Raw genomic sequence first — 17814 nt, 5'->3', positions numbered from 1 at the left:
GTGAAAGCCCGTCCGGCGATCCCGGCGACAGCACGTCAGACCCGCGCCATCCCCCTGTTCCAGTCCGAGTCGGAGTCCGGTCCCGTACCCGAACGGGGCGACTCGCGCTCCAGCTTCTTCCGCAGTTGCTCGCCCTCCACGTCCACGTTCGGCAGCAGCCGGTCCAGCCAGCGCGGCAGCCACCACGCCTTGTCACCGAGCAGCGCGAGCACCGCCGGGACGATGGCCATGCGGACCACGAAGGCGTCGAAGAAGACCGCGACCGCCAGCGAGAAGCCGATCAGCTTGATCATGGACTCGGCGGAGCCGGCGAAGCCCGCGAAGACCGCCATCATGATGATCGCGGCGGCGGTGACGACCCGCGCCCCGTGCCGGAAGCCGGTCGTGATCGCCTGCTTCGGCTGCTCCCCGTGGACGTACGCCTCACGCATCCGGGTGACCAGGAAGACCTCGTAGTCCATGGCGAGGCCGAAGACCGTACCCACCATGAAGATCGGCACCATCGACATGACCGGACCGGTCTGCTCGATACCGAAGAAGTCCGCGAGCCAGCCCCACTGGAAGACCGCGACGACGGCGCCGAGCGCGGCGAGGACCGAGAGCAGGAAGCCGAGGGCCGCCTTGAGCGGGACCAGGATCGACCGGAAGATCAGCATGAGCAGCAGGAACGCCAGGCCCACGACAACCGCCAGGTAGGGCAGCAGCGCGTCGTTCATCTTCTCGGAGAAGTCGGTGTTCAGCGCGGTGGCACCGGTGACCAGGACCTTCACCCCGTTCTCCGAGGCGGCCGCCCCGCCCGCTTCGCGGACGGCGTGGACCAGATCCTCCGTCTCCACGGACGAGGGACGGTCCTTCGGAACGGCCGTGATCATGGCCGTGTCGCCGGCCTCGTTGAACGTGGCGGGGGTGACGGCGACGACGTCCTTCACGTTCTTCACCGCGTCGCCGACCTGGGTGACCGCCTGCTTGGCGTTGTCGTCGCCCTTGACGTCCACGACGACCACCAGCGGGCCGTTGAAGCCGGGCCCGAAGGCGTCGGAGAGCGTGTCGTACGCCTTGCGCTGCGTGGTGCTGGTCGCCAGCGAGCCGTTGTCGGGCAGACCCATCTCCAGCGAGGCGGCCGGGACGGCGGCGACGCCGAGACCGACGACGCCCACGAGGACCACGGCGGCGGGGCGGCGCAGGACGAAGTTGGCCCAGCGAGTACCCATGTTGGGCTTGCCGTGGGTGGACGCGGCCTGCTCGCGCTCCTGGCGCTTGCGCGCCTTCCTGCCCAGCACACGCTTGCCGGCGAATCCCAGCACGGCCGGGACGAGGGTCAGCGCGACGAGGACGGCGATGACGACCGTACCGGCCGCCGCGAGGCCCATCTTGGTGAGCATCGGGATGTTGACGACGGCGAGGCCGACCAGAGCGATGACGACGGTGAGTCCCGCGAAGAACACGGCGGATCCGGCGGTCCCGGCCGCGCGTCCGGCGGCGTCCTCGGGTTCATGCCCCTCGGCCAGCTCCGCCCGGTAGCGGGAGACGATGAACAGCGCGTAGTCGATACCGACGGCGAGGCCGATCATCATCGCGAGAACGCTGGTGGTGGAGTCGAAGTCCATCACGCCGGCCAGCGCGGTGATGACCGAGACGCTGATCCCGACGCCGACGAGGGCGGTGATCAGCGGCAGTCCCGCGGCGATCAGCGAACCGAAGGTGATGACGAGCACGACCGCAGCCACGGCGACGCCGATGGACTCGGTGGCTCCGGCGGCCGGGATGGACTGGAGCGCGTCGCCACCGATCTCGACCGTCAGGCCGGACTTCCGCGCGTCGGCGCCGATGTCCTCCAGCGAGGTGCGGGTGTCGTCGGTCAGCTCCAGCGTGGTGACCTTGTACGACACCGCGACGTAGGCCGTCGAACCGTCCTGGGAGACGGCGTTGGCCGTGTACGGGTCGGTGACCTGGCCGATCTGGTCGGAACCGGCCGGCAGGTCCTTGACGACCTTCTCGACCGCGGCCTTGTTCTCGGGCGCGGTCATCTTCTCGCCGTCCGGCGCCTTGAAGACGACCCGGGCGACCGCACCGTCGACGCTGCTTCCGGGGAAGCGCTCGTCGATCAGGTCGAAGGCCTTCTGCGCCTCCGTCCCCGGAATGGCGAAGCTGGAGGCCGCGGTGGGAGCGGACGCGGCGCCGACGCCGGAGAGGGCGAGCACCGCCACCCACATGAGCACGACGTAGATCCGGCGCCGGAACGCCAACCGTCCGAGTTTGTAAAGAAACGTGGCCACGAGAAGTACTCCCGGTCTGGGGGGGATCAGGACATGGGGAACGGGCTCGGCGTGTTCCCGCGCCGTGCCGTGGGGTGAGATCGGCCCTCAGTCGGACGGGCCTTCCGGTCGGACACTCTCTGTGCCACGAGTTAAGAAGTTACGCACCGTCGGACGGCTGCACACTGGGCGTATGACCCAGGTCTGGGGTGTTGCTGGGTACACCCCTATTCGGCCCCAACTGCCGCCGTGGGATAGGGGTACGCGACCGGCGGCCCCGGCAACTGTCCTGACCTGGGAGGTAGTCGGCCGGTGATCGCGAGCGCGCGCCTGTGAACGGGGCGTTCCGGTGTACGAACTGACGGGCCCAGGGGTCGACGGGCCGGCTTTCCGCGGGCCGACGGGCTACGGGCAGGCAGGCGGTCTACGGGCCGACGGGCTACGGGCTGACGGCGAGGAACACGAACGCCGCGAAGATCGCCATGTGGACGCCGCCCTGGAGCAGGGTCGCCCGCCCCGGCACGACGGTCAGCGCGCCCACGACGACGGTGAGGGCGAGCAGCACCATATGGGTGGCGCTCAGGCCGAGGACGAGTGGCCCGTCCAGCCAGATGGTGGCGAGCGCGATGGCCGGGATCGTCAGGCCGATGCTGGCCATGGCCGAGCCGAGCGCGAGGTTGAGGCTGGTCTGCATCCGCTCGCGGCGCGCCGCCCGGACGGCGGCCAGGGTCTCGGGCGCCAGGACGAGCAGGGCGATGATCACACCCACCACGGCGTGCGGCATCCCGGCCGACTCCACGCCCGACTCGATGGTGGGCGAGACCGCCTTCGCGTCGCCGACGACGGCGACCAGCGCCACGACGAGCATCACCGCGCTCATCGTCGTCGCGCGCCGGGTGGGCAGCGGTGCGTGGTCGTCCACCTTCTTGATCTCACCTTCCTGGGTGAGGGGCAGGAAGTATTCGCGGTGGCGGACCGTCTGCATGGCGACGAACAGGCCGTAGAGGCCGAGGGAGGCGATCGCGGCGAACGTGAGCTGGTCGGTGGAGAACTCGGCTCCCGGTTTGCTCGTGGTGAAGGTCGGAAAGACCAGGCTGAGCGTGGCGAGCGTCGCGACCGTGGCCAGCGCGCCGCCGGAGCCCTCGGCGTTGAAGACGGTGACCCGGCTGCGGAGGGCACCGACGATCAGGGAGATGCCGATGATGCCGTTGCAGGTGATCATGACGGCGGCGAAGACGGTGTCCCTGGCGAGGGTGGAGCTCTTGGCTCCGCCGTCGACCATCAGGGTGACGATGAGCGCGACTTCGATGACGGTGACGGCCACGGCGAGGACGAGTGAGCCGAACGGCTCGCCGACCCGGTGCGCGACGACCTCGGCGTGGTGCACGGCGGCGAGTACGGCGCCGGCGAGGAGCAGCGCCACCAGGGCGACCGCGTAGCCCGGCAGGTCGCGGCCCCAGCTGAGCACCAGCGCCACCAGGGCGAGCAGCGGTACGACCACGGTCCAGCGGGACCACAGCGAACGGATCCCGGTACGCGTCGTCATACGCCTCACGCTGCCAGAGGTGCCCGGTGCCCGCGCGGTGAGCCGCACGGTCGTGGGCCGTACGAAGCGGGGCCCGTGCCAGTAACCTCGGGCGGCGGGCGGTTTCGGACGGAGCGTCAGAGGGGTGTGCCGGATGAGCGGGGACGCGGCGGGCGGCGGGATCAGCCGGCGGAGGCTGGGCGGGGGCGTGCTGGCGCTGGGCGGTGCGCTGGCGCTGGCGCCGGTCCCGTTCGCCGACGCGGCCACCGCCATAGGGGCGGGCGCGGGATCGTACGGCCCCTCCGGTTCGGGGTCGACCGGCCCGTCCGGCCCGGGTTCCGGACGGCCGTCGCCGACGCTGCGGCGCGGCTCCCCCGCTCGGGCCGGGCTGCTGCCGGGCCCGCTGGAGCGGCTGGTCGCCGACGCCGAGCGGTTCCTGGCGCCGTCACCGACGCACCCCTGGTACGCGGGCGCCGTCCTGCTCGCCGGGCGCGGTGACACGGTGGCGCTGCACCGGCCCATCGGCAAGGCCGTGCGCTACTCGGCGTACGACGAGGCGACCGACACCGGCGTCGAGTTCCCGGCCGACCGGCAGATCGCGATGGCCGAGGACACCGTCTTCGACCTGGCGTCCGTCTCCAAACTCTTCACATCCGTCCTCGCCGTGCAGCAGATCGAGCGCGGGGCGCTGGTCCTGGAGGAGCGCGTCGCCTCGTACCTTCCCGACTTCGGCGGCGCGGGCAAGCAGGACGTCACGGTCCGCCAGTTGCTCACGCACACCTCAGGCTTCGCCGCCTGGATCCCGCTCTACCGGGAGCCGACGCGGGAGGGGAAGCTCCGGATGCTGATGGACGAGGCGCCCACGAGCCCGCCGGGCACCGTCTACCGGTACTCGGACCTCAATCTGATCTCCCTTCAGCTCGTCCTGGAGAAGATCACCGGCCGCGCGCTGGACGTACTGCTGCGCGAGGAGATCACCGCGCCCCTCGGCATGCACCGCACCCGCTTCAACCCGCCCGCGTCCTGGCGGCCGAAGATCGCGGCCACGGAGGATTCGCGGCAGCCGTGGTCGGGGCTCGACCGAGGTCTCGTATGGGGCGAGGTGCACGACGAGAACGCGTACGGCTTCGACGGCGTCGCCGGTCACGCCGGGGTCTTCTCGTGCGCGTGGGACCTGGCGGTCCTGGGCCGTACGCTCCTCAACGGCGGGGCGTACGGCCGGGCGAGGATCCTGCGCCCGGCGTCGGTGGAGCTGATGTTCACCGACTTCAACACGGACTTCCCCGGTGACGAGCACGGTCTGGGCTTCGAGCTGAACCAGCACTGGTACATGGGCGCCATGGCCACGCCGCGTACGGCCGGGCACACCGGCTTCACCGGGACCAGTCTCGTCCTCGATCCGACGACCGACTCGTTCCTCGTCGTGCTCGGCAACTCCGTTCATCCGGTGCGTGGTTGGCGGTCGGGCAGCGCACCGCGGGTCGCCGCCGCCGACCAACTGGCGCGCGCCGTGCCCGTATCACCCGGGCGAGGGCGGACCGCGTGGTTCTCGGGCATGGCCACCGGCGCCACGGCGACGCTCACGCTGCCCGCGCTGCGTCTGGCCACCGGGGAGGGGCGGCTGCGGTGCTCGCTGTGGTGGGACACGGAGCCCGCGACCGGGGTCCTGGTCCTGGAGGCGTCCGACGAGGTCGATGCCGACTGGGTGCCGGTGCCGTTCACGACGACGCCCTCCGGCCAGGACGTGGGCACACCGCGTCCGACGGGCTCGGTCTCGGGCTGGTCGGGGCGCGTCTGGCACCGGCTGGAGGCCGATCTCGCCGACCGGCGCGGGCGACAGGTGCGGCTGCGCTGGCGGTACGTGACGGGCGCCCCGTACGTCGGCCGTGGCGCCTATGTGGACGCGCTGCGGGTCGAGGACGGCGGCCGTACGGTGTTCGACGACTCGCGGCAGGGGGACGCGGCCCGGGTCGAGTTGGACGGCTGGAGCGTGTCGGCGGACTGAGCCGCAGGGGGCCCGGCAAGCTCGGCGAGACACCCACTAGGGTCTTCGGATGACCGTGACCACCACCTTCAGCGACCCGTTCCTCCGGATGACCGAGCGGCACGCCGCCTGGGGCGCCCAACAGCTTGAGGTCTTCAACGAGTTCATGCCGACCGGACCCTGGACGGCCAACCTCGACCAGCACCTCTACCGCCAGGCGGACCGCGATCTGCGTATCTCGGTGCTGGGGAGTTTCGACACGACCGAGGGCTCGTGGCTGTGGGGTTGGGCGAACCCCGGTTTCGGCGGCACCCCCGTCGTCGGCGCGGCCGACGAGATCCGGCGGCTGGGTGAGGCGCACGGCATCCCGGAGTTCAGGGACGACCTCGTCGACCTGTCGGCGTTCGACGACCCCCGGTTCGCGGTGGAGACGCTCGCGTTCGGGGCGATGGGCGCGCTCGGCGCCGCCGGTTATCTCGGTGTCCAGGCGTCGGCCGAGGGCCGTCTGTACATGGTGCCGGACGATCCGCAGGTGCCGCGTGCCGTGCCGGACGGGATCACCTTGCCGCGTGTGCTGCTGACGGGTGCGGGGCTGCTCGCGGGAAGTTCGGCCCGCGCCGTGGTGACCGGGTACTTCGGCCACCACGGGCTGACGCAGCGCCAGGAGGCGGACCGGATCGGCGCCGACCTGCCGGGCGGCTCCGCGGTCGACGTCCTGTTCGACGGAGCGGGCCGGATCGCCTCCGTCGAGATGAAGAACGTCTCGCGTTAGGTCCCGTCGCTCACTTGCGTACCGACAGCGGGGTGGCGATGTCCTCCAGCGACCTGCCCTCGGCGGCGACGGCGAAGAACACGGCCACGACACCCGCCGCGACCATCAGTGACGCGCCGACGCAGAACGCGATGACGGCGTCGCCGACGACCCCGCTGTCGGTGAGGCTCGCGAACAGCAGCGGTCCGGAGATGCCGCCCGCCGCCGTTCCGATGGCGTAGAAGAACGCGATCGCCAGGGCGCGTGTCTCCATGGGGAAGATCTCGCTGACGGTCAGATAGGCGGAGCTGGCCCCGGCGGACGCGAAGAAGAGCACCACGGCCCAGCACACGGTCATGGTCGTCGCGTTGAGCCAGCCCTCGTTGAAGAACCAGGCGGTGAGATAGAGCAGCAGCCCCGACAGGATGTACGTTCCCGCGATCATCGGCCTGCGGCCGACCGTGTCGAACAGCCGGCCGAGCAGCAGGGGTCCGAGGAAGTTGCCGAAGGCGATGGCGGCGAAGTAGTAACCGGTCGAGCCGCTGGACACGTCGAAGAAGTTCACCAGGATGGTGCCGAACCCGAACGTGATCGCGTTGTAGAGGAACGCCTGCCCGATGAAGAGGGAGAAGCCGAGCACCGAGCGTTTGGGGTAGACGCGGAAGAGCGTCTTCGCGATCTCGACGAATCCGATGCTCCTGCGCTGCTCGATGGTGATGGACTCGCCGGGTTCCGGCAGTTTCTTCCCGGTCTCCCGCTCGATCTCGCGCTCCGCCCCGGCGACGATCTTCTCCGCGCCGGCGTCGTGTCCGTGGATGAACATCCACCGGGGGCTCTCGGGGACATGCCGGCGGACCACCAGGATGATGAGCCCGAGGACGACACCCAGCGCGAAGGTCAGCCGCCAGCCGACGTCCTTGGGGAAGATGCTCGTGTTGAGCGCGAGGACGGAGAGCAGGGCGCCGGCCATGGCGCCGAGCCAGAAGCTGCCGTTGATGATGAGGTCGACGCGGCCCCGGTACTTGCTGGGGATCAGCTCGTCGATGGCCGAGTTGATCGCCGCGTACTCGCCGCCGATGCCGAATCCGGTGAGGAAGCGGAAGATGAAGAACCACCACGCCGTGTAGGACAGGGCGGTCAGCGCGGTCGCGATCAGATAGACCGCGAGGGTGATGAGGAAGAGTTTCTTACGGCCGAACCGGTCGGTGAGCCAGCCGAAGAAGAGCGCTCCCGAGCAGGCGCCCGCGACATAGAGGGCCGCGGCCAGACCGGTGACCTGCGCGTCGGTGATCGCCAGACCGCTGCCGTCCTCGGAGAGACGGCTCGCGATGTTGCCGACGACGGTCACTTCGAGCCCGTCGAGGATCCATACGGTGCCCAGGCCGATCACGATCATCCAGTGCCACCGTGACCACGGCAGCCGGTCGAGTCTCGCCGGGACTTTCGTGGTGACGGTCCCGATGACCGGGGCTCCGCTCGGACTCATGCTCTGCCTCCTCGCTGGCGGCGACACCCTCGGCGCCGCTGACGCCGACTCCGTGCACCCGGAGCCCAAAGAAGACATACAGGACATCAGCCGGACGGCTCAAGCACCGCCATCGCCGCGTTGTGACCGGGTACGCCGCTGACTCCGCCGCCGCGCACGGCGCCCGCGCCGCACAGCAGCACGTTCGCGTGCGCCGTCTCCACGCCCCACCGGCCCGTGTCGGCGGTGGCGTAGGGGAAGGCGAGATCGCGGTGGAAGATATGGCCGCCGGGCAGCCGCAGTTCACGTTCGAGGTCGAGGGGTGTCTTCGCCTCGATACAGGGCCGCCCCTCGGCGTCCACGGCCAGACAGTCGGCGATCGGCTCGGCCAGGTGCGCGTCGAGCTGGTCCAGGGTCGCCTTGAGCAGTTCGTCGCGTACGGCGTCGTTGTCCTCGGCGAACAGCCGCGCGGGCGTGTGCAGTCCGAAGAGGGTGAGGGTCTGGTAGCCCCGCGCCGCCAGCTCCGGGGCCAGGATCGACGGGTCGGTCAGCGAGTGGCAGTAGATCTCGGAGGGCGGCGCCGACGGCAGCCGGCCACCGGCCGCCTCCTCGTACGCCGTCGCCAACTGCCCGTATCCCTCGGCGATGTGGAACGTCCCGGCGAACGCGTCGCGCGGGTCGACGCTCCGGTCGCGCAGCCGCGGCAGCCTGCGCAGCAGCATGTTGACCTTCAGCTGGGCGCCCTCGGCGGCGGGGGCGGGCGGCGCCTCGTCGAGCAGGGCGGCGAGTGCCCGCGGGGAGGCGTTGACGAGGACGTGGCGCGCGGCGACGCTCCCGGTGTCGCCCGCCTCCGTACGGAAGGTGACCTCGGCGCGGCTGCCGTCCGTCTCGACGCGGGTGGCCTCGTGGCCGGTGACGATCTCGGCGCCCGCCGCGCGTGCCGCGTCGGCGAGGGCGTCGGTGAGCGCGCCCATGCCGCCGACCGGCACGTCCCAGTCGCCGGTGCCGCCGCCCACCACGTGGTAGAGGAAGCAGCGGTTCTGCAGGAGGGAGGGGTCGTGGGCGTCGGCGAAGGTGCCGATCAGCGCGTCGGTGAGGACGACGCCGCGTACGAGGTCGTCGGCGAACCGCTCCTCGATCGCGACACCGATCGGTTCCTCGAAGAGCATGCGCCAGGCGGCCTCGTCGTCGATCCGGGCGCGCAGCTCCGCGCGCGCGGGCAGCGGTTCGGTGAGGGTCGGGAAGACGCGCTCGGCGACCCGGAGGGTGGCGGCGTAGAACGACTGCCAGGCCGCGTACTCGGCGTCGCCTCCGGTCAGGGCGGTGAACGACTCCCTCGTACGGTCGGCGCCGCCGCCCACGAGCAGTCCGGTCGCCCTGCCGCCGCGCTCGGCCGGTGTGTACGAGGAGACGGTCCGCTTCCGTACGGCGAACCGCAGCCCCAGGTCGTCCACGATCTTCCGCGGCAGCAGCGACACCAGGTACGAGTAGCGTGAGAGCCGCGCGTCGACACCGGCGAAGGGGCGGGTGGAGACGGCGGCTCCGCCGGTGTGTCCGAGGCGTTCCAGGACGAGGACGCTGCGCCCGGCCCTGGCGAGATAGGCGGCGGCGACCAGTCCGTTGTGGCCGCCGCCGACGATCACGGCGTCGTAGGAGGCGTGGGCGGGAGAGGCGAGTGCGGGCATGGCTCTTGGTAACACGTTTGCCGCCCGGACGGGACCCCGCCCCTCGGTGACGCCCCGCCGGTGGGTGCGCGTCCTTGAGGACACGGTCAGGGCACGATCAGGACGTGGTCAGGGCGCCGACGGCCCGTCACCGGTGCGTGCGAGCGCCGTGTTGTACTCCGTGTCGTCACCGGTCACCGCGCGGCTGGTCTCGCCGGACACGGACGTCGGGGCGTCGCCCACGAGGGTGATCCGCTGGACGCGGCGCGGCAGGTCGCCGTAGTCGGCGACCGCGTAGTGCTGCGTGGCGCGGTTGTCCCAGAACACCACGTCGCCGTCCCGCCAGTTCCACCGGACCGAATTCTCCAGGCGGGTGACATGGCGCTGGAGGATGCCGAGCAGATCGCGGGAGTCCTCGGCGTTCCAGCCGACGAAGCGGCGTACGAAGCCGCCGAGGGTCAGCGAGCGCTCCCCCGTCTCCGGGTGGACGCGGACGACCGGGTGCTCGGTGACGTACTCGGTGGAGGTGAAGACCTCGCGCTGCGCGCGTGCGGCGTCGGAGTCGTCGCCCGGCCGGTAGGTGGCGTAGTCGTACGCGTTGGAGTGCACGGCCCACAACCGGTCGGCCAGCAGGCGCAGTTCGTCGGGCAGGGTCTCGTACGCGTGGACGGTGTTGGCCCAGACGGTGTCCCCTCCGTAAGGAGGGATGGTGACCGCACGCAGGACGGAGCCGAGCGGCGGGTGCTGGACGAAGGTGACGTCCGTGTGCCAGTGGTTGGCACGGCCCGCCGTGCGGCTGTAGTCGAGGTCGAGGACGGCGGGGGTGTCCTCCAGGGACGGGATGGTCGGGTGGGCCGTCGTCGGGGTGCCGAAGCGGCGCGCGAAGGTCTCCTGGGAGACGGCGTCGAGGCGCTGGTCGCGGAAGAAGACAACCTTGTGGGCGAGGAGGGCGGCACGGATCTCGGCGATCACGGCGTCGTCGAGATCGGCGGCGAGGTCGACGCCCTCGATCCGGGCGCCGATGTGGCCGCCGATCCTCTGTACGGAGATGACGGGCGCGGGTGCGGTCATGGCAGGACTCCTTGTCCGGGCGGGCCGGATGCCGGTGAAGACAGTGAAGACGGTGAGGAGGCGCGAAGAGAGGGAGACCGCGCGAGGCGCGGGGCACGGAGTGCGACGCGTGCGGGAGACGCGGACGTCGAGCCCGTGCGGGAGACGCGGACGTTCAGCCCGCTACGGGGACGCCGACGTTCAGCGCGTGCTGTCGGCCGGCCGACAGCCGAGGGCGGTGAAGTGGTGGGCGCGGAAGGCGTTGACGCGCTCCCGCCCGGCGGCGTCGCGCGCCGCTGCCCGCACCGTCACCGTCACTGTCAGGTCCGCGGACCCGTCACGAGACACGGATCCGGGGAGCACATCACCGGGGCCGCCGACGCCTGTCTCCGCGAGGGGGCCGGTTGGCTCACTCGGAGCGACGAGCAGGGGCGGCCGGACACGTTCGGCCATGCACGCGATCGTCGCAAGCGGGCGGTGCGGGGTCAACGGCCTGGGGTTACACGCGTATGGCAGTCGTGCGAAGCCTGCCCCGGATCCGTCCTGACCGACAGGACGGCTCCTAGTACCGCCCCGCCTCCCGCTGCTGGCGCAGCGCCGCCACCCGGCGGTACAGCTCCACCGCCTCGCCGCCCCGGCCGAGTTGTTCGAGGCAGTGCGCCTCGTCGTTGCGGCTGGCCAGTGCGTCGGGGTGGTCGGGGCCAAGGACCCGTTCGCGGGACTCCGCCACCCTGCGGTAGACCGCCAGGGCGTCGGACCAGCGGCCCAGCCAGCCCAGGCCGACGGCGACCTCGCGGCGGCTGACGAGGGTGTCGGGGTGGTCGGGGCCCAGGACCCGTTCGCGGATCGCGCACACGTCGCGGGACTCGACGAGGGCTTCCTCCCAGCGGGCGAGCCGGCCGAGGTTCACCCCCAGCCCGTGGCGGGCGCGCAGCGTCTCGGGGTCGGTGGGGCCGTGGACGCGGGTGCGGTCCTCGACGAGGCCGCGGTACAGCTCCAGGGCCTCGGCGCTGCGGCCGAGCCGGCCGAGGCTTATGCCGACCTCGTAACGCGCCGCGAGGCTGTCGGGGTGGTCGCCACCGAGCGCGTGGGCGCGGCCGACGGACACCTCGCGGTACGTCTGGAGCGCTTCCGTCCAGCGGCCGAGCATGCCGAGCGCGTAGGCGACCTCGTACCGCGTGACGAGCGTGTCGGGGTGGGTGGCGCCCAGCACCCTGGTGCGCGCCGTCGCCACCTCCAGCGCCATCCGGTACGAGTCCTCGATCCGGCCGAGCCGGCTGAGGTTGAAGGCGAGGTTGTGACGGCAGCGCAGCGTGTCGGGGTGGTCGGCGCCCATGGTGCGTTCACGGGACGCGAGGACCGCCGCGTACACCTCGTGCGCCTCGAAGTGCCTGCCGAGCTGTCCGAGGACGTACGCGGTCTCCTGGCGCGCGGCCAGGGTCTCCGGGTGGTCGGGGCCCAGCGCCCGTTCGCGGCCTTCCGTGACGCGGACGAACTCCCGCAGCGCGTCGGCCGTGCGGCCGGTCCTGCTGAGCGTGAAGCCGACCTCGTAGCGGCTGCCGAGGGTGTCGGGGTGGTCGGGCCCCAGCGCGTGTTCCCGTTCGGCCGCGACCGAGCGGTGCACCTCGCCCGCCTCGTCCCAGCGGCCGAGTCGGCCCAGGCTGAGGCCCGCGCTGTGTCGGCTGTTGAGCACGGCGATCTGTTCCGGCGAGGGCGTCGGGCGCTCGGGGCGCGCGTACCCGCCGGTCATGGCGCCCGTCGGTCCGGACGGCGTGGTCCATTCGCCGGTGAGCCCCGCCGTGTGGTCGGGCGGCGTGATCCGCGGGCCGACGGAGCCGGTCGCCTTGTGGCCGACGGTCATGCCGTACGTCCAGGAGGGCAGCCGGGAGCCCTGCGCGTCCGGGCCACCGGCGGCATGCCCGTGGGACGTGGAGCCGGCGGTGGACGGCGGGTGCGCGAACATCGGCGGCAGGGTCGCGGGGTGGCCCTCCCGGCTCTCCCGGCCCGACATGGAGCGGGCCGCGATGATCCGGTGCCGCAGCGCGGTCGCGTCCGCCGGACGCCCGTCGGGCGTCTTGGCCAGCAGGTCGAGGACGATCCGGTCCAGGAACTCCGGGACTTCGGACCGGTGGCTCCGCAGCGGCTGCGGCACGGTGTCCCGGTGTCCGACCAGGACGGCCCACGCGTCGTCCAGGTCGAAGGGCGGGACGCCGGTGGCGATCTCGTACAGGACGCAGCCCAGCGAGTACAGATCGCTGCGGTGGTCTATGTGGCCGCCGCCGATCTGCTCGGGCGACATGTAGTGCGGGGTGCCCATCGCGATGCCCGTGCCGGTGAGCTTGGAGGTGAACCCGATGTCGTGGCCGAGCCTCGCGATGCCGAAGTCGCAGATCTTCACCGCGCCGTCGGTCAGCCGCATGATGTTCGCGGGCTTCAAGTCCCGGTGCACGATGCCCTGTTCGTGCGTGTACGCGAGCGCGTCCGCGACCTGCTCGGCGATGTCGACGATGTCCGGCACCGGGAGCGGGCCCTGTCTGCTGTCCTCCAGGAGCTGACTGAGATTACGGCCTTCGAGCAGCTCCATCACGAGATACAGCACACCGTCGTGCTCGCCGAAGTCGTGGACGACGGTGACGCCCCGGTGCTGAAGGGCGGCCGCGACCCGTGCCTCGCGGCGGAACCGCTCGCGCAGCACCCGGGTGAACGACTGATCCTGCTGCGGACCGAGCGGCTTGAGGCACTTCACGGCGACGTGCCGGCCGAGCGATTCGTCCTGGGCCCGCCACACCTCGCCCATGCCGCCGCGCCCGATCAGATCGAGCAGCCGGTACCGGCCCTGGATCAGACTCGTTTCCGCCATTGCCCGCTGTCGCCCCCGTCGCCTCGCTGCGCCCTCCCCGGCCCGTCCAGTATGGCCGCCTGTCTGCGGAGTTTGGCAGCCTGTCTCCTGAGTTCGCGTGGACGGGGTCGGGTGTCACGCCCGAGTCTGGCCATCGCGCCTCTGATGTGGCCCGGTGGGATGCGGCGGCGCAGCCACCCGGGGACGGCGCGCAGGATTCGCCCGGTGACGACGAGTCGGCGGGTGACCTGCTGTGGGGCGGGGGCGTCCCTGCCGTACAACTCGTGGGCGTAGCCCGGCAGTGAGTCGTACGCGAGGGCGGAGACGCGGCGCCACAGGAGCGCGCGGGCGGGGACGAGCAGCGGGTGTACGGGGGGACGGCGCAGGAAGTCGTCCACCTCGCGTGACTCGGGGCCGCCGGCCAGCTCGGGTCGTACCCGGGCGAAGTACGCGGCGAGTTCGGCCCGGTCGGCGGGCACCCGCGCCGGGTCGAGGCCCACGAGGCGGGCGCCCTCGCGGTGTTCGTCGATGTAGAGGTCGGCCTGGGCGTCGCTGACGGGCAGTCCGGAGCGGCGCAGGACGTGCAGGTAGGAGTCGACTTCGGCGCAGTGCACCCAGAGCAACAGGTCCGGTTCGTCGACGCCGTAGCGCTCGCCCGTCGCCGGGTCGGTGACCTTGATGTGGGTGTGGACGCGGCGGACGCGGGCGCCGGCCTTCTCGGCGGCCTCGGTGGTGCCGTAACTGATGACACCGACGAAGCCGGCGGTGCGCCTCAGCCGTCCCCAGGCGTCCTGTCTGAAGTCGCTGTTCTGTATGACGCCGCGTACGGCGCGGGGGTGCAGGGCCTGGAGGTAGAGCGCGCGGACGCCGGCGATCCACATCATCGGGTCGCCGTGCAGCTGCCAGGTGACCGAGTCGGGGCCGAAGAGGCCGGGGTCGCCGTTCCCGCTCCTGTCCCTGTCCACGTCTCGCACCGTGGCTCACCTCTCCGCTGTCGGCCGGACTGCCAGGTTAGCCGCGTACGGTCCGCCGTCCGGCAGGGGGCGGTGGCGGGACCAGGCGGGCCGTGGAGGGGCGCGCGGGCGCGGGGCGTTGCAGGATGGGCGCATGCTGCTGGCCACGCTCGCCCATGTCTCGCGGGAGGTCGCCGCGACGTCGGCGCGGTCCCGGAAGATCGCCCTGCTGGCCGAGCTGTTCCGCGCGGCCGGGCCCGCCGACGTGCCGGTCGTCATCCCGTGGCTGGCGGGCAGGCTGCCCCAGGGGCGGATCGGGGTCGGCTGGCACTCGCTGAAGGACCCCGTACCGGCGGCGGACACGGCGACGCTGACCATCCGCGAGGCGGACGACGCGGTCACCGCGCTCGCCGCCGTCGCGGGACCCGGTTCGCAGACCGAACGCAGACGGCTGGTCCAGGCCCTGCTGGGCGCGGCGACGGAGGAGGAGCAGCGGTTCCTGATCGCGCTGCTCTCCGGTGAGGTGCGCCAGGGCGCGCTGGACGCCGTCGCCGGGGAGGCGCTGGCCCGGGCGACGGAGGCGCCGCCCGCCGCCGTCCGCCGGGCGGTGATGCTGGCGGGGTCGCTGCAGAGCGTCGCCGAACGGTTGCTGGCGGACGGCCCCGAGGCGCTGGACGAGTTCCGGCTGACCGTGGGGCGCCCCGTACTCCCGATGCTCGCGCAGTCGGCGGGCAGTCTGGCCGAGGCGGTGGAGAAGCTCGCGCCGTGCGCCGTGGAGGAGAAGCTGGACGGGATCCGCGTGCAGGTCCACCGGGAGGGTGACGTCGTACGGGTCTACACCCGCACCCTGGACGACATCACCGGCCGGCTGCCCGAGGTGACGGCCGCCGCGCTGGCGCTGGACGGTGACCGTTTCATTCTGGACGGGGAGGTCATCGCCCTGGATCCGGACGGCAGGCCCCGGCCGTTCCAGGAGGTCGCGGGCCGGGTCGGCTCCCGCACGGACGTCAGTGCGGCGGCAGCCGCCGTACCGCTGTCGCCGGTCTTCTTCGACGTGCTCGCCGCCGACGGGGAGGACCTGCTGGACCTGCCGTACGCCGAGCGCCGTACGACACTGGACCGGCTGGTGCCGGAGCCGATGCGGGTGCGGCGGGTGGTGGTGTCCGGACCGGACTCCCCGCTCACCCTCGCCGAGGCGGAGGAGTTCTGGCGGGCCACGCTGGACCGGGGCCACGAGGGTGTCGTGATCAAGGCGCTCGACACCCCGTACAGCGCGGGCCGGCGCGGGGCCGGCTGGGTGAAGGTCAAACCGGTCCACACCCTGGATCTCGTGGTGCTGGCCGCGGAGTGGGGCCACGGCAGGCGCACGGGCCGCCTGTCGAACCTCCATCTGGGCGCCCGGCAGCCGGACGGCTCGTTCGTGATGCTGGGCAAGACGTTCAAGGGCCTGACGGACGCGATGCTGGAGTGGCAGACGACGCGACTGCGGGAACTGGCCGTGACCGACGACGGCTTCACCGTGCGGGTGCGCCCGGAACTGGTGGTGGAGATCGCGTACGACGGCCTCCAGCGCTCGTCCCGCTACCCGGCGGGGGTGACGCTGCGATTCGCCCGGGTCCTGCGCCACCGCGAGGACAAACGGGCATCGGAGGCGGACACGCTGGAGACGGTGCTGGGTACGTAGGGGGCCGGCCGGGCCAGCCTGAGAGGCTGCGCGCCTCGGGCCCGTATCCGTGCCGGGTCCGCCGGGTCCCCCAGGTCCGCCGGAGAGACGGCGGCGGCGGGCGTGCCACCGCCCCCCTCCCCCGGCGGCCAGGACGGACCGCTCGGCCACGGTCACCCGCCGTCCCCGGACTGGCGGTCCGTCCGGGCTGCGAGCCACCCGCCGGTCCCGCGCATCGCCGCGTCGGCGGCATGGCCCGCCCGAAGGCCGCAACGGATCCACCGGCGCGCGTCCCCCCGACCGAGCTGCGGCCCATGCAACGACTGACACGACGCGAGGTCCCACACCGCCGGCTTCACGCGGCATCCTCGATCGCACGGCGCCGCCGCACGGACCGGCCGCCCGGCAGGACACCTCAATCACGCCGCCCACGCCGCGTGCGTCCCGACCGAAGCGCGGCCAGCGCTATGAGCGGGCGTCCCGATCACGAAGCGAGGTCCCCCGCCGTCGACATCACGCGGCATCCGCACGGCTGACCGCACGGTCCGGCCGAACGAACCTGGCCGACGAACCCGCCGTCCGCTCGGACACCCGATCGCGGCACCCACGCTGCGAGCGGGCGTCCCAACCAAGGCGCGACCCACGCACGCACGCCGCGTCAAGCGACGCGGCCTCACGCGCCTTCGATGTCGCTCGGCATCCACGAGGCCGATCGCAGGGCACGGCCGAAGGCCCGGCCGCCCGGCCGAACGTCTCGAAGGAGTGCGTCCCGCGCTGCGGGCCTGCGTCCCGATCAGGGCCGCCGTCCGCGCGCCGCGTCACGCGACGCGAGGTCCCACACCGCCGACATCACACGGCATCGGCGCGTCTCACCGCGTGATGCGGCCGACGGCCGGACGTCCCAACCGAGGCGCAACACGTGCGCCGTGTCACGCCACGCGAGATCCGACGCCGCCGACGGCCGGACGGCCAGCCGCACGCCGCCCGCCCACGCCTCACCTCACCTCACCTCACCTCACGACGCGAGATCCCTCGCCACCATCGCCGCCTGTACGCGGTTCGAGACGCCCAACTCCGTGAGGATTCGGCTCACATGCGCCTTCACCGTCGATTCGCGGAGCTGGAGCAGGTCGCCGATGTCCGCGTTGGTCATGCCGTCGGCGAGCGCCGTGAGGACCTGGCGTTCCCTCGGGGTGAGCCGTACCGCCGCCGCCCTTGCCTTCCGGGTGCGCGCCGCGTCCGGGCGGTGGAAGCGGGTGATGACCGTGCGGGTGACCGTCGGGGAGAGCATCGCGCCGCCCTCGGCCACGATCCGTACGGCGCGCAGGATCTCGTCCGGCGGGGTGTCCTTCAGGAGGAAGCCCGCCGCGCCCGCCTCCAGCGCGCCGTAGACGTACTCGTCCAGGTCGAAGGTGGTGAGCACGGCCACGGCCGGTGGCCGCGGCAGTGCCCGCAGCGCGCTCGTCGCGGCGATGCCGTCCATCACCGGCATCCGGATGTCGACCAGCGCGACATCCGTACGGAGGCGGGTCGCCAGCTCCACGGCCGCGCGCCCGTCGCCCGCCTCCCCGACCAGTTCCAGGCCGTCGTCGGTGGCGAGCAGGTCGACGAGGCCCGCCCGGACGAACGGGTCGTCGTCCACGACGAGTACCTTGATCGGCCGTT

12 protein-coding genes are annotated in these 17814 nt (G+C 72.2%); 3 read left to right on the top strand and 9 right to left on the bottom strand.

Annotated features, from left to right (window positions below):
* Positions 1 to 35 precede the first annotated feature (35 nt).
* Both ACFUN8_RS25830 and ACFUN8_RS25825 read right to left on the bottom strand, forming a co-directional pair.
* Positions 36 to 2276 (bottom strand): MMPL family transporter, encoded by a 2241-nt coding sequence (locus ACFUN8_RS25830; protein WP_383642078.1) that lies wholly within the window; start codon positions 2274 to 2276, stop codon positions 36 to 38.
* Between the two features lie 418 nt (positions 2277 to 2694).
* Positions 2695 to 3801, bottom strand: a complete 1107-nt coding sequence (locus tag ACFUN8_RS25825) for a calcium:proton antiporter (RefSeq protein ID WP_383642075.1) — start codon at positions 3799 to 3801, stop codon at positions 2695 to 2697.
* Between the two features lie 133 nt (positions 3802 to 3934).
* On the opposite strand from ACFUN8_RS25825, the gene ACFUN8_RS25820 reads away from it, so the two are divergent.
* On the top strand, positions 3935 to 5785 hold the full coding sequence (locus ACFUN8_RS25820) for a serine hydrolase (RefSeq protein ID WP_383642072.1): 1851 nt from the start codon (positions 3935 to 3937) through the stop codon (positions 5783 to 5785).
* A gap of 49 nt (positions 5786 to 5834) precedes the next feature.
* On the top strand, positions 5835 to 6536 hold the full coding sequence (locus tag ACFUN8_RS25815; protein WP_383642069.1) for a DUF6882 domain-containing protein: 702 nt from the start codon (positions 5835 to 5837) through the stop codon (positions 6534 to 6536).
* A 10-nt stretch (positions 6537 to 6546) separates the two neighbouring features.
* Here ACFUN8_RS25815 and ACFUN8_RS25810 read toward each other — a convergent pair whose 3' ends face one another.
* The 6 genes from ACFUN8_RS25810 to ACFUN8_RS25785 form a co-directional block, all read right to left on the bottom strand.
* Positions 6547 to 8001: an MFS transporter gene (locus ACFUN8_RS25810; RefSeq protein ID WP_383642066.1), complete on the bottom strand. Its 1455-nt coding sequence runs from the start codon at positions 7999 to 8001 to the stop codon at positions 6547 to 6549.
* An 86-nt stretch (positions 8002 to 8087) separates the two neighbouring features.
* The gene (locus tag ACFUN8_RS25805; RefSeq protein WP_383642063.1) at positions 8088 to 9665 is read right to left on the bottom strand and encodes a phytoene desaturase family protein; all 1578 of its coding nucleotides are present in this window, start codon (positions 9663 to 9665) and stop codon (positions 8088 to 8090) included.
* Between the two features lie 108 nt (positions 9666 to 9773).
* The gene (locus ACFUN8_RS25800; RefSeq protein ID WP_383642060.1) at positions 9774 to 10715 is read right to left on the bottom strand and encodes a TauD/TfdA dioxygenase family protein; all 942 of its coding nucleotides are present in this window, start codon (positions 10713 to 10715) and stop codon (positions 9774 to 9776) included.
* Positions 10716 to 10895: 180 nt separating this feature from the next.
* Positions 10896 to 11147: a hypothetical protein gene (locus ACFUN8_RS25795; protein WP_383642057.1), complete on the bottom strand. Its 252-nt coding sequence runs from the start codon at positions 11145 to 11147 to the stop codon at positions 10896 to 10898.
* Between the two features lie 109 nt (positions 11148 to 11256).
* Positions 11257 to 13554, bottom strand: a complete 2298-nt coding sequence (locus ACFUN8_RS25790; RefSeq protein ID WP_383642054.1) for a tetratricopeptide repeat protein — start codon at positions 13552 to 13554, stop codon at positions 11257 to 11259.
* Positions 13536 to 14498, bottom strand: coding sequence for an oxygenase MpaB family protein (locus tag ACFUN8_RS25785; RefSeq protein WP_383642052.1), 963 nt, complete (start codon positions 14496 to 14498; stop codon positions 13536 to 13538). The genes ACFUN8_RS25790 and ACFUN8_RS25785 overlap by 19 nt, the downstream gene beginning before the upstream one ends.
* Before the next feature lie 142 nt (positions 14499 to 14640).
* Here ACFUN8_RS25785 and ACFUN8_RS25780 point away from each other — a divergent pair, with 142 nt between their 5' ends.
* The gene (locus tag ACFUN8_RS25780) at positions 14641 to 16170 is read left to right on the top strand and encodes an ATP-dependent DNA ligase (RefSeq protein WP_383642050.1); all 1530 of its coding nucleotides are present in this window, start codon (positions 14641 to 14643) and stop codon (positions 16168 to 16170) included.
* A 994-nt stretch (positions 16171 to 17164) separates the two neighbouring features.
* Here the strand turns inward: ACFUN8_RS25780 and ACFUN8_RS25775 are convergent.
* Positions 17165 to 17791, bottom strand: a complete 627-nt coding sequence (locus ACFUN8_RS25775; protein ID WP_383642047.1) for a response regulator — start codon at positions 17789 to 17791, stop codon at positions 17165 to 17167.
* Between the last annotated feature and the right edge of the window lie 23 nt (positions 17792 to 17814).

The sequence above is a fragment of the Streptomyces sp. NPDC057307 genome, assembly GCF_042667665.1.
GTDB lineage: Bacteria > Actinomycetota > Actinomycetes > Streptomycetales > Streptomycetaceae > Streptomyces.
The sequence above is the reverse complement of the archived record's forward strand: the minus strand, read 5'-3'. Positions and strand labels throughout refer to the sequence as shown.

Coding starts and splice junctions, on each gene's coding strand:
- ACFUN8_RS25780 (WP_383642050.1), top strand. CDS start 14,641: ATGCTGCTGGCCACGCTCGCCCATGTCTCGCGGGAGGTCGCCGCGACG.
- ACFUN8_RS25800 (WP_383642060.1), bottom strand. CDS start 10,715: ATGACCGCACCCGCGCCCGTCATCTCCGTACAGAGGATCGGCGGCCAC.
- ACFUN8_RS25790 (WP_383642054.1), bottom strand. CDS start 13,554: ATGGCGGAAACGAGTCTGATCCAGGGCCGGTACCGGCTGCTCGATCTG.
- ACFUN8_RS25810 (WP_383642066.1), bottom strand. CDS start 8,001: ATGAGTCCGAGCGGAGCCCCGGTCATCGGGACCGTCACCACGAAAGTC.
- ACFUN8_RS25820 (WP_383642072.1), top strand. CDS start 3,935: ATGAGCGGGGACGCGGCGGGCGGCGGGATCAGCCGGCGGAGGCTGGGC.
- ACFUN8_RS25825 (WP_383642075.1), bottom strand. CDS start 3,801: ATGACGACGCGTACCGGGATCCGTTCGCTGTGGTCCCGCTGGACCGTG.
- ACFUN8_RS25815 (WP_383642069.1), top strand. CDS start 5,835: ATGACCGTGACCACCACCTTCAGCGACCCGTTCCTCCGGATGACCGAG.
- ACFUN8_RS25795 (WP_383642057.1), bottom strand. CDS start 11,147: ATGGCCGAACGTGTCCGGCCGCCCCTGCTCGTCGCTCCGAGTGAGCCA.
- ACFUN8_RS25805 (WP_383642063.1), bottom strand. CDS start 9,665: ATGCCCGCACTCGCCTCTCCCGCCCACGCCTCCTACGACGCCGTGATC.